15 protein-coding genes and 1 pseudogene are annotated in these 14,614 nt (G+C 63.7%); 12 read left to right on the top strand and 4 right to left on the bottom strand.

Features of this window, described 5'->3' with window-relative positions; all coding sequences use genetic code 11:
- Positions 1-32 precede the first annotated feature (32 nt).
- Positions 33-1,049 (bottom strand): ATP-binding protein, encoded by a 1,017-nt coding sequence (locus E0L17_RS10295; protein ID WP_167931148.1) that lies wholly within the window; start codon positions 1,047-1,049, stop codon positions 33-35.
- 328 nt (positions 1,050-1,377) lie between these two features.
- On the opposite strand from E0L17_RS10295, the gene rpmH reads away from it, so the two are divergent.
- From rpmH to E0L17_RS10250, 9 genes are all read left to right on the top strand, one after another.
- On the top strand, positions 1,378-1,512 hold the full coding sequence (rpmH, locus tag E0L17_RS10290) for a 50S ribosomal protein L34 (RefSeq protein WP_072373740.1): 135 nt from the start codon (positions 1,378-1,380) through the stop codon (positions 1,510-1,512).
- Between the two features lie 9 nt (positions 1,513-1,521).
- Positions 1,522-1,842 carry a ribonuclease P protein component gene (gene rnpA, locus E0L17_RS10285; RefSeq protein WP_167931147.1) on the top strand — a complete coding sequence of 107 codons (321 nt, stop codon included), beginning with the start codon at positions 1,522-1,524 and terminating at the stop codon, positions 1,840-1,842.
- On the top strand, positions 1,843-2,061 hold the full coding sequence (yidD, locus tag E0L17_RS10280) for a membrane protein insertion efficiency factor YidD (RefSeq protein WP_167931146.1): 219 nt from the start codon (positions 1,843-1,845) through the stop codon (positions 2,059-2,061).
- Between the two features lie 18 nt (positions 2,062-2,079).
- Positions 2,080-2,838 carry a YidC/Oxa1 family membrane protein insertase gene (locus E0L17_RS10275; RefSeq protein ID WP_167931145.1) on the top strand — a complete coding sequence of 253 codons (759 nt, stop codon included), beginning with the start codon at positions 2,080-2,082 and terminating at the stop codon, positions 2,836-2,838.
- Between the two features lie 59 nt (positions 2,839-2,897).
- Positions 2,898-3,470, top strand: coding sequence for a Jag family protein (locus E0L17_RS10270; RefSeq protein WP_167931144.1), 573 nt, complete (start codon positions 2,898-2,900; stop codon positions 3,468-3,470).
- 102 nt (positions 3,471-3,572) lie between these two features.
- Positions 3,573-4,307, top strand: coding sequence for a 16S rRNA (guanine(527)-N(7))-methyltransferase RsmG (rsmG, locus tag E0L17_RS10265; protein WP_167931143.1), 735 nt, complete (start codon positions 3,573-3,575; stop codon positions 4,305-4,307).
- A 179-nt stretch (positions 4,308-4,486) separates the two neighbouring features.
- Positions 4,487-5,287, top strand: a complete 801-nt coding sequence (locus E0L17_RS10260) for a ParA family protein (RefSeq protein ID WP_167931142.1) — start codon at positions 4,487-4,489, stop codon at positions 5,285-5,287.
- Positions 5,280-6,146 (top strand): ParB/RepB/Spo0J family partition protein, encoded by an 867-nt coding sequence (locus E0L17_RS10255; protein ID WP_167931141.1) that lies wholly within the window; start codon positions 5,280-5,282, stop codon positions 6,144-6,146. The genes E0L17_RS10260 and E0L17_RS10255 overlap by 8 nt, the downstream gene beginning before the upstream one ends.
- Positions 6,147-6,386, top strand: a complete 240-nt coding sequence (locus E0L17_RS10250) for a hypothetical protein (protein ID WP_167931140.1) — start codon at positions 6,147-6,149, stop codon at positions 6,384-6,386.
- An 81-nt stretch (positions 6,387-6,467) separates the two neighbouring features.
- On the opposite strand, the gene rlmN is transcribed toward E0L17_RS10250, so the two are convergent.
- Entirely contained in the window at positions 6,468-7,541 is a 1,074-nt protein-coding gene (gene rlmN, locus E0L17_RS10245; protein WP_167931139.1) for a dual-specificity RNA methyltransferase RlmN, read from the bottom strand.
- A gap of 106 nt (positions 7,542-7,647) precedes the next feature.
- Here rlmN and E0L17_RS10240 point away from each other — a divergent pair, with 106 nt between their 5' ends.
- The gene (locus tag E0L17_RS10240; protein WP_167931138.1) at positions 7,648-8,616 is read left to right on the top strand and encodes a D-alanine--D-alanine ligase family protein; all 969 of its coding nucleotides are present in this window, start codon (positions 7,648-7,650) and stop codon (positions 8,614-8,616) included.
- Positions 8,617-8,619: 3 nt separating this feature from the next.
- The gene (locus E0L17_RS10235; protein ID WP_167931137.1) at positions 8,620-11,556 is read left to right on the top strand and encodes a helicase C-terminal domain-containing protein; all 2,937 of its coding nucleotides are present in this window, start codon (positions 8,620-8,622) and stop codon (positions 11,554-11,556) included.
- A gap of 19 nt (positions 11,557-11,575) precedes the next feature.
- On the opposite strand, the gene E0L17_RS10230 is transcribed toward E0L17_RS10235, so the two are convergent.
- Together E0L17_RS10230 and E0L17_RS10225 are read right to left on the bottom strand one after the other, a co-directional pair.
- On the bottom strand, positions 11,576-12,493 hold the full coding sequence (locus E0L17_RS10230; protein WP_167931136.1) for a helix-turn-helix transcriptional regulator: 918 nt from the start codon (positions 12,491-12,493) through the stop codon (positions 11,576-11,578).
- Complete coding sequence (locus E0L17_RS10225; protein ID WP_167931135.1) at positions 12,483-13,448, bottom strand: helix-turn-helix transcriptional regulator; 966 nt, start codon at positions 13,446-13,448, stop codon at positions 12,483-12,485. The genes E0L17_RS10230 and E0L17_RS10225 overlap by 11 nt, the downstream gene beginning before the upstream one ends.
- 161 nt (positions 13,449-13,609) lie before the next feature.
- Between E0L17_RS10225 and E0L17_RS10220 the strand changes: the two are divergent.
- Positions 13,610-14,614: pseudogene (locus tag E0L17_RS10220) on the top strand (hypothetical protein); the annotation flags it as partial.

Raw genomic sequence — 14,614 nt, 5'->3', positions numbered from 1 at the left:
GCCAGTGGCACATGGCGCCGGTGGCACGCCGGTCAGGCGCCGAGCATGCGGCCGAACTCGGTGGGCTGGTACTTCTGGCCGACCTTCATGACCGCTCCCTGCGCCGCGAGCGCCGCGAGCGCGCGGGACCACGTCGCCGCCGAAGACCCGTATGCCTGGACGAGGTCCGTCGGGCCCGCCGCGCCGCGCTCGAGGACGAGCGCGAGCGCCTGCCTTCCCCGGTCGTCGAGGCTCACGTCCGCCGCGGCCGCCCACGCGGGCTGCGGCGGGGCCGACTGAGGCGCCCGCTGCCAGCCCGGCTGCTGCCAGCCCTGCTGCTGGTAGGCGGTCTGGTAGCCCGGGTAACCCGCCGGCTGCTGGGGCCACGGCGCGCCCTGTTGCCACGGCTGCGGCCACGCGGGCTGAACGGTCGCCGCCCCGGGATACGGCGGCGCCGGAGCTGCCGCGACGGGCCAGCCCTGCTGGGCGCCGAGGGGCTCGTCCTTCTCGCCCCCCGCATTCGAGAGCCCCCGCGCGTCGTGTGCCGGGCGGGTCGATATGGTCACCACGGTGCCTCCCGAGATGTTGTCCTCGATCTCGAGGCTGCCCCCCTTGTCCTCCATGTACTGCTGAGCGTACGGCAGGCCCGACCCCACCCCGCGAATGTAACGTCGCATGTCCTCGGTCGCCGAGGTGGTTCCGAACTCGAGCGCGAGCGACTTCTCCTTGATGCCTGGCCCCTGGTCCGAGAAGCGAATCGTGTTCCCCCCGTCGAGGATGGTGATGGTGGGCGCCTGGAAGTAGGCGTGGATGAAGTTCTCCACGATCTCGCGAATGACCATGAAGGGGATGGTGCCCCCCTGCTCGTGCGAGAGACGGTTGACCGTCGCGGTGATCTCCTCGAGATAGGCGCGGACGTCCTTGGGCTCCACGACGACGACGCGCGGGGCAGCGGAGGGGTCGTCATAGACGGCAATGCGCGCAGGGTGCTGCACGACGAGCCCGTCGGGCGCCCCTCCCGCGTCGCCGACGTCGCCATCCTCCACGAAGGGGAAGAAGTCCCGTGCCACCGCGCTCCCCTTTCGACAGGCGATTGACATTTGTAGAAAACTTTTCACTGAGAATTCGATATGAGAGAAAGTTTTCTACAGTCGATAATAACCTGTTGAAAACTGGGAGAACCCTCGTGAAACGACGTGAAAAATCATAGCACGCAGAGACCACTTTTCACGTATATGCAAAGTTGGATTCAAATGGATGAAAAAGCCGAGAGAGCTTTTGTCAAGAGTGCGAGGAGATTTTGCGCGCAGAAAATTGACAGGTCAGCGGCAAGACCCTTACAATCTCTGAGCTTATTGCTCTATTGGAAGTTCATACCCACAACCGGGAGGAATAGCTATGAAGCGTACGTATCAGCCGAACAAGCGCAAGCGCGCCACCACCCACGGGTTCCGCGCCCGCATGGCCACCAAGGGCGGCCGCGCCGTCCTGGCCCGTCGTCGCGCCAAGGGTCGCAAGCGCCTCACCGTCTAGCAAGGGCCGATGAAGACCATCAAGTCCAAGAGAGATTTTGAGAGGGTCTTCTCGCGTGGGAGGCGGTTCAACGACCAGCTCCTGCGAATTCGCGTGGCAGCGTGCGACGAGGGCGCACCCGCTGGGGTCGCCTTCGTCGCCGCGAAGAGACTTGGCAATGCCGTCTTCAGGAACAGGTGCAAGCGCGTCCTCCGCGAGGCGGCGCGCCTGTGCGGGCTTCCGGGAGACGGCTGCGACGTTCTCCTCTTCGCCACGTCGCGGACTCATGACAGCTCGCCGGAACAGGTTGCTTCCTCCTTGGGGAAGCTGCTCAAGAGGGCGGGGCTCTAGATGGCCGTCGGTGCCCGTGCGGCGCTTGCGGCCATTCGCTTCTATCAGAGCCACATCTCGCCTCTTTTGGGTGCGCGGTGCATCTACGTGCCGACCTGCTCCGAGTATGCGCGCCAGGCCATAGTCCGCTATGGTCTCCCCAAGGGGGGATGGCTCGCGCTTCGCAGGATTGCTCGGTGTCACCCCTTGCACGCCGGAGGTTACGATCCCGTCCCCTAAGGGCGGAGCGGAGGAACCATGTGGGATTGGTTTATTAACTTTCTGACTGCGGTGCTCGCGGGCATCGAGGGCTTTGTCGGCGACTGGGGCCTCGCGGTCATCATCCTGACCGTCATCATCCGCCTGATCCTGACGCCGCTCATGGCACACTCGACCAAGTCGACGGCGCGCATGCAGGTGATGCAGCCCAAGCTCCAGGAGATACAGGAGCGCTACGCGGACAACCCCGAGCGCCAGGCCGAGGAGATGCGCAAGATCTACGCCGACATGAAGTTCAACCCGCTCGGCGGCTGCCTGCCCATCTTCCTGCAGATGCCGGTCTTCTTTGGCCTCTTCACCGTTGCCAAGCAGGTCCCGGTCGATGCGAGCTTCTTTGGCATCCTGCCCTCCATCTCGCTCTCCGTGTCCCAGGTCATCGAGGCGAGCGGCTGGGTCGCCGCCGCCCCCTACATCCTCTTCGATGTGCTCTTTGGCGTGCTGACCTTCGTCCCGATGGTGATTAACGTCAGCACCCAGGCCGAGGCGCAGCGCAGCCAGACGATGACGATGGGTGCCGTCATGGCGGTCATGATGCTCTTCTTTGGCTGGAGCGTCCCCGCTGCCGTCCTTCTCTATTACGTGACCTCCTCGCTCTGGCAGGTCGTCCAGCAGAAGGTCATCACGCAGCGCGTCATGGAGAAGGCCAAGGCCGAGGCCGAGGCTGAGGCGGCGAGCCGCCCCATTGAGGTCGACGTTGTCCGCAAGGAGAAGAAGGCTCGTCCTCATAAGAAGGGCTAGACTACTTTTTAACTTTGAATATACCGATATTTTGATTTAAAAAGTATTTGGAGGTTACCATGGAGGAAGAGGTCTTCGAGACCACGGATGAGGCTGCTGGGGAGGTTGTATCCCTAGACGAGTTCTCCTCCATCCGCGAGCGCTATGAGTCCGGTGAGGCTCTGAGCGATGCTGAGATGGACAAGATTGCTGACCTTGCCGTCTCATATCTCAAGGGCATCCTTGGCCTCTTCGGTGAGACCTCGTCCTCCATCGATGAGTATGACGGCGAGGATGGCGAGCTGATTCTCGACGTCAACGGTGGAGACCTTGCCGTCCTCATTGGGCGTCACGGCCGTACGCTCGATGCCCTTCAGACGGTCCTCACCTCCCTCCTGAGCAGTCGCATCAAGTTCTACTATCCTGTCGTCGTGGATATCGAGGGATATAAGAGCCGTCGTCGCAACAAGCTCGAGGACATCGCTCGATCTGCTGCCGAGCGTGCCAAGCGCCGTCATGGCAAGGTGTCCCTCGCTCCGATGAACGCCTACGAGCGCCGTCTGGTCCATCTTGCCCTACGTGAGGATGAGGGGGTCGTCACACACTCTGAGGGTGAGGAGCCTGACCGTCACGTCGTTGTGACTGCTGTCTAGATCAGTTTCATAGGCGTATTGTTTGAGGGAGGATGTGTTGAGCATCCTCCCTCTTTCTGTGACAATTCCTTTTGATACGTGAGTTTTTGTCAGGAAGGCATTATGGATATCGACCTATCACAAGCGCTTGTGACACAGCTTCTGTCTGAGCTCTCAGACTATGGCATCAGCTGTAATACTCGTCAGGCCTCGCTGCTCATTCATCATCTTCTCCTTGTCATCGAGAAGAACAAGGTGATGAATCTGACGCGAATCACCGATCCTGAGAATGCGATCACCCTTCACGTTGTCGACTCCCTTCTTCCCCTTGCTTCTCGTATGTCATTGCTTGCTCCTGAATCACGTTACGTTGATATCGGAACCGGGGCAGGGTTTCCAGGCATTCCCCTTGGAATCATGACGGGTGCCAAGGGAACGCTGATTGACTCAGTTGGAAAGAAGGTCTCTGCTGTCAATGAGTTCGCAGGATGTCTCGGCCTCTCTAACGTGAGAGCCCTTCATATCCGTGCAGAGGATCTTGCACGTGAGGACGAACACTACAATGCGGTCTTTGCCAGAGCCGTCGCACAGTCAAACGTTCTTGTTGAGTACGCTTCCCCTCTTCTTTCCCATGGCGGGTATTGCGTCCTTGAGAAGGCCAACATATCCGATGATGAGCTCGTTGCTGCCAGAAGAGCCGCACATATATGTGCGCTTTCTCTTGTTTCACGTGAAACGTTTGAGCTTCCTCGTGGTTTGGGTCACAGAGAAATCCTTGTCTTTGAGAAAATAGGTCGTCCGAAAGTAAAATTGCCACGGCGAACGGGAGAGGCAAAAATGAAGCCCCTTGGTATTTGAGAATCAATCTGAGTTTAGCTGATACCCTCTGTTTCACGTGAAACAGAGGGTATTTCAATATGAATGAGAAAGAGGGGTTTCACGTGAAACCAGAAGAGGTAGAGATTGTCACAGTTTCACGTGAAACCATACCGTATAGTAAGTGACAGGAACGAGAAGTACCTTATCGGAGGATAGAAATGAACTATAAAGATGCTAAAAGAGGTCTTCCGCAACGCGATAGTAAGGTTCTTGCGGTAATTAACCAAAAAGGTGGAGTTGGAAAATCGACAACCGTTGTAAATCTCTCCGCCTGCCTCGGTGAGGGAAAGAAGAAGGTGCTCGTTATCGATTTTGACCCACAGGGAAACTCAACAAGTGGGTTTGGTGTCGAAAAGGACGAGCTTGAACATGATATCTACGATGTGATTCTCCATGATGAGCCTATTGAGAACGTCATCCAGGAGACATGTCAGAGCAATGTATTCATTGTTCCTGCGACGATTCAGCTTGCAACAGCAGAGATTGAGCTCGTATCTGCTATGGCACGTGAGTCGATACTGAAGGACGCAATTTCAGCGGTACGAGATGAATTTGACTATGTGTTTATAGACTGTCCTCCCTCTTTGGGGCTGCTAACGATAAATGCCTTGGTTGCTGCAGATGCACTCATTATTCCAATTCAATGCGAGTACTACGCATTGGAGGGCGTTGCAAAGCTACTTGAGTCAATGCAGATGGTGAAGCGTCGCATGAACCCGAATCTTGAAATATTCGGCGTGGTCATGACCATGTTTGACTCAAGAACCACGCTTTCCAAGCAGGTCGTTGATGAAGTACAGGCCTATTTCGGCAAAAAGGTCTTTAAGACGGTCATTCCGCGTAACGTAAAACTCTCGGAAGCACCAAGTCACGGTCTCCCCGTCTCACTATACGCTCGTGTGAGCAAGGGTGCCTTGGCCTATTCAAAGTTGGCACGGGAGGTGGTTGCACGTGGCTAAGAAAAGCGGGCTCGGAAGAGGACTGGGGCTGCTTGTTGGCGAGGCAGATGCAGAGACCGCCGGAATGCGTCCTGACTCAACTCTTCCAATCAGTGAAATTAAACCGAACAAGGGACAGCCGAGAAAGACGTTTCGTCCTGAAGAGCTTGCAGAGCTCGCGGACTCAATCAAGCAGAATGGCATCCTTCAACCCCTTCTTGTGAGGAAAAAGGGATCAGAGTACGAGATTGTTGCAGGTGAGCGGCGGTATCAGGCAGCCAAGACAGCGGGACTAACCGAGATCCCGGTTGTCATTCGTAACATTTCAGACGATGACGTCTTCAAGCTCGCTCTCATCGAGAACCTTCAACGCTCTGACCTGAGCCCCCTTGAGGAGGCACAGGGATATCGTCAGCTCATAAAGGAAAAGGGGCTCACGCAGGAGGAGCTTGCAAAGCTTCTCTCGAAGTCTCGTTCGGCGATTACTAACACGCTGCGACTGCTTGATCTTCCCAAGGAGGTGCAGGAACTCGTTGAGGAAGGAAAGCTGACAGCGGGACATGCCAGAGCGATTCTTGCCGTTCCAAGTGAGGAGGGTCGCATACAGCTTGCCCAAAAGGTCGTTGCAGAGCGTTTGTCGGTACGGCAGACAGAAAGTCTCGCTCCACTGTTTTCTGTCAGCAAGACGGATGAGCCGGTTCGCCGAGCGCCAATACCTCAGTCGTTCAAGCGTGCCGCTCGCCAGATGAGGCTGGCATTGGATACCAACGTCAAGGTGAAGAACGTCCGCGGCAAGAACAAGATTGAGATTGAGTTCTCCTCGGAGGACCAGCTCGCCCACATCGTTGATCTTCTCGCCGGGCCCGGGTCGTGGTCGTAGATGAAGCAGATGAGAAATGCGATTGTCCTTATTGGACTCGCCGGCGTTGCAGGGTGGCTCGCATATAGGTATCTGCTCTCTGACGAGGCAAAAAAGGGAATGAACGATGCTGCGCGAGAGGTAAAGAGCGCATATCAACGCATCAGCGACGTGGTCAAAGAGGCTCAGGGGACGTATGTGAAAGAGGACCTACCCAATAGGAAGCAGACAGAGGCTCAATGGAAGGCCTTAGGCTTCTAATACAGAACATATGTTCTCATTTTGAGAATAACTAAGGGGCTCCTGGAGAATCAGGAGCCCCATCTTGTTCGAACCGAGTTGCTATCTACGAGAGATGCGCTGCTTGAGCTGCCCACAGGCTGCATCGATGTCGGAGCCGCGCGAGTTGCGGATGGTGGCCTCCACGCCAACGTTGGCCAGCCTGCGGACGAAGTCCTGCGCACGAAGCTCCGTCGAGGGCCGGAACTTGGACCCCTCGACCTCATTGAGCTGAATGAGGTTCACGTGTGCGAGCGTTCCCTCGCAGAAGTCGCACAATGCCTGAAGCTCGCTCTCCGTGTCGTTGACGCCCCCAATCAGGGCGTATTCATACGTGGGCCGCCGCCCGGTCTTGTTGACGTACTCGCCCATGACGTTATAGAGGTTGATAAGTGAGTACTTCCTCACGCCCGGCATGAGGGCGTTTCTCGTGCGCTGGACGGCGGAGTGCAGCGAGATGGCGAGCGTGAACTGCTCGGGCTCGTTGGCAAAACGCATGATCTGGGGGATGACGCCACAGGTCGAGACCGTGAGGTGCCGCGCTCCGATGCCCGCGCCCTCGGGGTCGTTGAGCTTCCGCAGCGCGCCGAGGGAGGCATCGTAGTTCATGAAGGGCTCTCCCTGGCCCATGAGCACAACGCTCGTGACGCGGTCGTTGAAGTCGTCGCGGACGTGCATGACCTGCTCATAGATTTCCGATGCGGTGAGGGAGCGCGTGAGCCCCGCGGCGCCCGTGGCGCAGAAGGCGCAGCCCATGGCGCAGCCAGCCTGCGTGGAGGCACAGACGGCGAGCCTGCCGCGGGAGGGCATGCCCACGCACTCGACAGACACGCCATCGGGGTATCTGAGCAGGTACTTCCTGCTGCCGTCCACCGACACCTGCCGCGCAACCTCCTCGACGCCCCCGAGCGTGAGGCGACGTGCGAGCTCCTCTCTCAGGGATTTGGGGAGGTTGGTCATGTCATCAAAGGACTGGGCGTTCTTCGACCAGACCCACTCCTCGACCTGCTTGGCGCGAAAGGCGGGCTGACCGAGCCCGGAGAGGATCTCGGCAAGCTCACCGTGCGTGAGCGTATGGAGGTCACGCCGCTCCGTGTCCGTGTCAAGCGGTCGGTTCTTCTCGTCAGCCGTCGGCATTTCTGGCCCCTCGCGTTCGTCGTGTCACATCACTGGAGTATTCTCATGGGGGAGAAACTCCACCTGAGAGTCTAGCGTACGGGCCGCGCCCGCCGGAGGAGCTTTGATGGACAGACAGGAACTGCTGAACAAGAAGGTCGTCGTCATCTGCGGGGGGTGGTCGGACGAGCGGGATATCTCCATCCTCTCGGCCAACGAGTGCCACGACGCGCTGCTGGAGGCGGGGTTTGGGACGGTCGACGTCATCGACCTCGCGAGCAGGGACTTTGTTCCGCGACTCATGAGCGGCGGATATGACGTGGCCTTCGTTGCGATGCACGGCTCCTATGGCGAGGACGGCTGCGTCCAGGGCCTCCTCGAGGTGCTCCATATGCCCTACACCTTCTCGGGCGTCGCGGCGAGCGCCGTGGCGTCTGAGAAGCAGCTCTCCAAGGCCGTCTACGAGGCGGCGAAGATCCGCGCGCCCCGAGGCGTGGACCTCGCCGCGGGAACGGTCCTCACAGACGACCAGGTGGACTCGCTCGTTGAAGAGCTCGGCCTGCCCCTCTTCGTGAAGCCCGCGGCAAACGGTTCCTCCTTCGGCATCACTCGCGTGACGGAGCGCGCGGGCGTCAACGACGCCATCGCGCGGGCGTCGGAGGGCGGTGGGCGCGTGCTCATCGAGGAGTGCGTCGAGGGGACGGAGATCACCGTTCCGGTCATCGGAAACGACGACCCCCGCGCGCTCCCCATCGTCGAGATCGTGACGGGGGCCGAGTTCTACGACCTCAAGGTCAAGTACGAGCCCTCGTCCATGCACCACGTCATCCCGGCCCGCCTGAATCCGGGCGTATATGCGAAGGCCCAGGACCTCGCCGTCCGGGCGCACAAAGCCCTCGGATGCCGGGGCTGCTCTCGCAGCGACTTCATCGTGACCGCCGAGGGCGAGCCCGTGATCCTTGAGACCAACACGATTCCCGGCATGACGGCCGAGAGCCTGCTCCCAGACTCCGCCCGCCACGGCGGCATCGAGTTTCCCGAGCTGTGTACGAAGTTCGTCGAGTACGCGCTCGAGCGCGGGGAGGATCGCGACTAGCCGATGATACAACACGCCGGCGCCGCCCTTGCGGACATCATCCTCCCCGGGACGCCCGATGACGTGCGACGGCGCTACCTGAGCCTCGCCGCGCGCGCAGAGGGCAGGGGCTTCGGCCCGCTCGAGGAGGACATCGTGGTGCTCGACACCGAGACCACGGGTCTCTCGTTCAAGGACTGTGAGCTCATCGAGATATCCGCCGCCCGTCTCTCCGGGCGCGAGGTGGTGTCTCGCTATGAGACGTTCGTGCACCCCACAGGACCCATTCCAGCGGAGATCTCCAAGCTCACGGGCATCACCAACCGTGACGTCACGGACGCGCCGAGCGCCCGCGACGCCGTGGCCGGCCTTGCGGAGTTCGTTGCCGGCTCGCCCGTGCTCGCGCACAACGCGACCTTCGACCGCACCTTCATCGAGGCGGTCCCAGGAGGAGTCGAGGTGTCCGACACCTGGATAGACACCCTCTCGCTCTCGCGCATCGCGCTGCCGAGACTCTCCACGCACCGCCTTGCGGACATGGCAGAGGCCTTCGGGTGCGCGGGGGTGACCCACCGGGCCGGAGATGACGTCGACGCCCTCTCGGGGATGTGGCGGATCCTGCTGCTTGCCCTGAGCGACCTGCCCGACGGCCTTCTTGCCCATCTCGCCGCCATGCACGAGGAGGTCACGTGGCCCATGAGGCCCGTGCTCTCCTACCTGGCGTCGGAGGGTGACGTGTCACCGCGGCCCTTCTCGCTCAAGGAGGCCCGCGCCGCGCTCGTCCGCGAGGCGCGCGGGGAGTCCCGTCCCGACGCGACCGAGCTCGACGCGCTTGTGGTGCCGGGTCCCGACGAGGTCGCGGCCGAGTTCGGACCCGCCGGCGTGGTCTCGCGCATGTACGAGCGCATGGAGCGACGCCCGGAGCAGGTCGCCATGGCGCGCGAGGTGGCGACGGCCCTCGCCACCTCGACGCACCGTGCGATCGAGGCGGGGACGGGCGTGGGGAAGTCCATCGCGTACCTGCTCCCCGAGGCGCTCTTCGCCAAGAGGAACAACATTACCGTCGGCGTGGCGACCAAGACCAACGCGCTCACCGACCAACTGGTCTCCCACGAGCTCCCCGCCCTCGCCGCGGCCCTCCCCGGAGGGCTCTCCTACGCGAGCCTCAAGGGATATGACCACTATCCCTGTCTGCACCGCCTTGACCGTGCGGCGAGGGAGGACCTGCCGCTGGCGGCGGTCCCCCACGACGGGAGGTCCGACAACGCGGTGGCGTGCGACATGCTCACGGCCATCGCGGTCACCTACGCGTATGCCTGCCAGTCCCCCGACGGCGACCTCGACGCCCTCGGCATCAGGTGGCGCTACGTCCCTTGCCCGATGCTCACCACGACGCCCGGAGAGTGCCTGCGCGGCAGGTGCCCGTACTTTCCCAACGAGTGCCCGCTCCACGGCGCGCGCCGGCGCGCCGCGGCCGCCGACGTGGTGGTGACGAACCACTCGCTGCTGCTGAGAAACGTTACGGCGGAGGGGAAGATCCTCCCGCCGATCAGGAACTGGGTGGTCGACGAGGCACATGGCTTCGAGTCCGAAGCACGCCGACAGTGGGCCGTGGAGGTGTCGGGAGAGGAGGCCCGCGCGGCCTTCGAGCTGCTCGGCGGCACGGGCTCCGGCGTCATCCACAACCTGATGGTCCAAGCTATGACGCTCGAGGGGTCCACGCTGTTCGTGGGCCTTCTCACCAAGGCCTCGGCGACCCTCGCCCGCGCCTCCGTGAGCGTGGCCGACCTCTTCGTCGCGGTCCACGGCCTCGCCGGCGTGGCGCGCGGAGACGGCGGGTACGACGCCGTCACGCTGTGGATCGGCGAGGACGTGCGGGGAACGCAGGAGTGGCGCGAGGTCGCCGACGCCGGGCAGCGAGCCGTCGACGCGCTCTCGGAGGCGGTGAAGCAGCTCGCCGAGGCCTCAGAGGCGCTGGGCGAGGAGGCCCCGGCCGCCGCCGCGGACCTCGGCGAGTCCACGCGGTTCCTCCGCGACCTCCTCTTTGGCATCACGCTCATCTGCGAGGGGACGGACGAGTCCTATGTGTACTCGGCCCAGCTCTCGCGCTCCAAGCGCCGCATCGCGTCCGAGCGGCTCGTGGCCGAGAAGCTCGACGTGGGCGCCGATCTCGCCGGCAGGTGGCTGCCCGAGATGCAGAGCGTCATCTTCACCTCGGCGACGATCGCCGTCGGAGACGACTTCTCCCACTTCGACCACGCCGTGGGCCTCGACCTCCTTGGGGAGGGGAGCCATCGCGACGTTCGGCTTGACTCGAGCTTCGACTTCGACGGCCACATGTCCGTCGTGCTGGCGCGCGACCTGCCCGCCCCCAACGACCGTGCCTACCTGCCCGCCCTCGAGGACCTTCTCTTTGACGTGCACGTGGCCATGGGCGGCTCGGTCCTCACGCTCTTCACCAACCGGCGTGACATGGAGCGCGTCTACGAGTCCCTGAGGCCGCGCCTCGCCGCCGCGGGGCTCGAGGTCGTCTGCCAGAGCAAGGGAGCGTCACCGCGGCGCCTGCGCCAGCGCTTCACGGAGGAGACCTCGCTCTCGCTCATGGCCCTGCGCTCGTTCTGGGAGGGGTTCGACGCCACGGGCGATACCCTGCGCTGCGTGGTCATCCCCAAGCTGCCCTTCGCGAGCCCCAACGACCCCCTCGTGCGCGAGCGCGACCTTCGCGAGGACCGCGCCTGGTGGAAGTACTCCCTGCCGGATGCCGTCATCTCGGTCAAGCAGGCCGCTGGACGCCTGATCCGCTCGTCGACGGACACGGGGGTCCTCGTCCTCGCTGACTCGCGCATCGTGAGCAAGGGCTATGGCCGGCTCTTCGTGAGCTCGCTGCCGTCGAGGAACGTGACGCGGCTCGAGAGCTCCAACGTGGGGCGCTACCTCTCGCTCTGGCGTGCGAGCCACTAGATAGGGGCGGCGGGCGCCGTCACTCGAGGAGGCCGCGCGCGTACTCCCGCACGAGGCGGGCGACCTCGGGGTCCGTGGTCCGGGCGGCGTCCCCGCAGGCGGCGATCATGCGCGGGAGCCACATGCCGCCGTAGTAGTCGATCCGAGCGCTTACGGAGCCGTCCTCCCCGGTGCCCGTCACGCGCAGGCCGTGCCAGGGAAGCAGGTCGAGGTAGTGCGAGTCGTCGAAGGTGACGTCGACCTCGCGGCCCGCGCCCTTCTCGCATCCCTTAGGCGCGGCGACCCTCGGCCCCCGCTCGACCTCCTCCATGCGGTCGAGCCTGAAGGTCCGCTCGCCCCCTCGGTCCAGGTCGTGCGCGTCGAGGTACCAGGAGTCGCCCTCGGCCCTGATGGCGCGCGGCACGCAGCTGCGACGGCGCGCCCGCGCGTCCCCCGCACCTCGATACAGGAAGGACAGCGAGGCGCGCTCGAGGATGGCCCGCGCGCACGACTCGACCTTCTCAGACTCGGTGCCGCTCCGCGACCCGATGACCCTCCGCACGAGGTCCTCCCGCACGGGCTCGGAGCCGAGGGCCGCCTCGAGGCGCCCCCGCAGGGGGTCGTCCGGCCCCACGCCCAGGCGCTCGAGCGCGGCCGATAGCGCGACCGCCTCTCCCCGGGTGAGGCGCAGTCGCCTCCCGCGCATCCCTCCGGAGAAGGTGAGCGTCGCCTCGCCGTCATCCTCCAGGGTGAGGGGGAGGCCTATCCCGCCCGACGCGGAGGAGGTCCCAACGAGCCCTATGAGCTTCTCGGCGCGCTCGACCGTCGTTCCCAGACGGGACGCCACCGCCTCGGCGGAGAGCGCGTCGCCCGCCTCGGAGAGGCTGGAGACGAGGGCAACGAGCTCTCTCGCCTCGTCGACCGCTCCGGTCCTGCCGGAGGATGACCTACGAGGCATCGACGACCACCCCCTCGAGCACGCCCCGCCACGCCGCGACCAGCTCGGCCGGGCCGATGGGTACGACGCCCTCCGCAACGGACCAGCTGGCCGCGTCTGCGATGCTGCTCACCTCTACCTCCCAGATCGTGCGACCGCCCAGCGAGAAGAACGTCCCGTTGCCGCCCGCCGCCCGCCGCACGTCCTTCTCGCGGTCGGCCGGGACCTCGAGGCGTGCCACGGCCGTCGTCTCGCCCATCTGGAACGGGAGCCTCCTCCAGTCGTCAACCGAGAAGTCGGGGGGTATCGAGACGGGCACGTCGGCGACGGCGCAGGCCCGGTCGACCCGGTCGACGCGATAGGTCCTCGTCCCGCCCTCGACGACGGACCCGTCGTCCCGCAGCCTCCCGGCGACGAGATAGAGCTCCCCGCGCAGCCCGAAGAACGCATAGGGCGCAACGAGGCGCTCGGACTTCCTCCCGCGTGCGTCACGGTAGGAGATGCGCGCCGCGCACCCCTCCGTGAGGGCGTCCCTGAGCGCGGCGAGGGGCCGGGCGTCATCCCGCCGCGTCGCGCTCAGCGGCGACGGCTCGGCGAAGGCGCGCGTCAGCTTGGCGAGCGCGAAGCGGAGCTCTCCGGCGAGCGGGAAGGAGGGGTCCTCAATGAGGGGCTGACACGCTATCTCAAGAACGGCCGCCTCCATGGCCCCGATCTCAGCCCCGTCAGGGTACGAGGACTCCTCGTCGACCGACCACGATGACTCCTCGCCGGGGTTTGGCCGCTCGAGGACGACCACCCCGCATGCGGCGAGGACCGTTCGGTCGCGCGACCACGCGCGGCGGAAGCTATCTGCGGAAAGGCCGGGATAGAAGTCCCGCGCGACGTCCGATGAGGGGATGGGGGCGCCCGCGTTCATGAAGGCGAGCGCGAGCGAGCAGATCCTCCTCGCCCGTTCGTCGTCCTTCGTGATCTTCATGCCACACACCCCTCATCCCGCTCCCGCTTGCCGAGCGCACCTGTGCGCCGCCCGGCGTATCTGCGTCTTTTTAACGAAAGAAAAGCATAAGACGTATACTGTCTTGATTGTATGCACCCGGATGAGCACGTCTTTCGAGACTCTTCAAAAGGACGCCCAGTATGGCTATGACTCACGACTACTTGGATTACCTCAACCAGAGGGTCGGCATCGCCCCTGCGAACAGCCAGGAGGAGCTTCAGGCAGCCGAGACCATTGCGAGCCTCATGGGCCAGCATGACGTCGAGCCCGTCATCGAGGAGTTTGACGTTCCCTCCGTCTCCGGACTGGTTCCCGCGATCATATCCATCGCGATGTTCCTCGGAGCGCTCGTCTCGGGCTTCGGCGTGGGGGCTCTCACCCTCATCGGCTTCCTGCTTGCCGCCGTGCCCGCCGTGCTGGCCCTGCTGAGGGCGTTCGGAAGGGAGCCCTCCCTGGCGATCGGCCCGAGCGCCAGGAGCCAGAACGTCATCGCCGTGCACCGGGCGACCGGCCCGCTCGTGATCAAGGGGAGCCGTCCCATCGTGGTCGTGGCGCACTATGACACCCCTCACGAGAACTTCCTCTACTCCACGGCCATCGCTCCCTACCTCCCGCTCATCTCCCGCGTCTCGGCGCCCTGCTCGTATGCCGTCGCCGCGTGCGCGTTCGTTCAGCTGCTGGGATTCATCCCCGCCCCCGCCCGCATCGTGTTCTGGGTGCTGGGCATCCTCGCGTCGCTTCCCGCCGTCCTTCTCGCCGTCGGGGCGATCTATGAGCGCGTCTCCCCGTGCACCCTCGGGGCGAACGACAACAAGGCCTCCGTCGCGTCCCTCCTGGGCGTGATGGAGAACGTCCGCCCGAGCGGGCTCGTCCCCACCCCGCGTCCCGTCGTTGAGCCGGAGCCCCAGGTTCCCGAGGAGGAGCCGGCACCCGCGGCCCCTGCCCATGTCGCTCCCGAGCCCCAGGCCGCTTCGGCTCCGGAAGAGCCCGCGCCTGCCGCCGCCCCTGAGCCGGCAGCGGCCCCCGCGCCGGCCGCGCCGACCGAGAAGGTCGTCGGCGTCCGCCACGGCGCCGAGGTTCTGCGCGAGCTCGGCATCCTCCCGGAGGGCTGCGAGATCGAGTATGACCTGCCCCCCGTAGCGGCA

Origin of the sequence: Olsenella sp. SW781 (genome assembly GCF_012027725.1) — a bacterium.
Taxonomy (GTDB): Bacteria; Actinomycetota; Coriobacteriia; order Coriobacteriales; family Atopobiaceae; genus Thermophilibacter.
The sequence above is the reverse complement of the archived record's forward strand: the minus strand, read 5'-3'. Positions and strand labels throughout refer to the sequence as shown.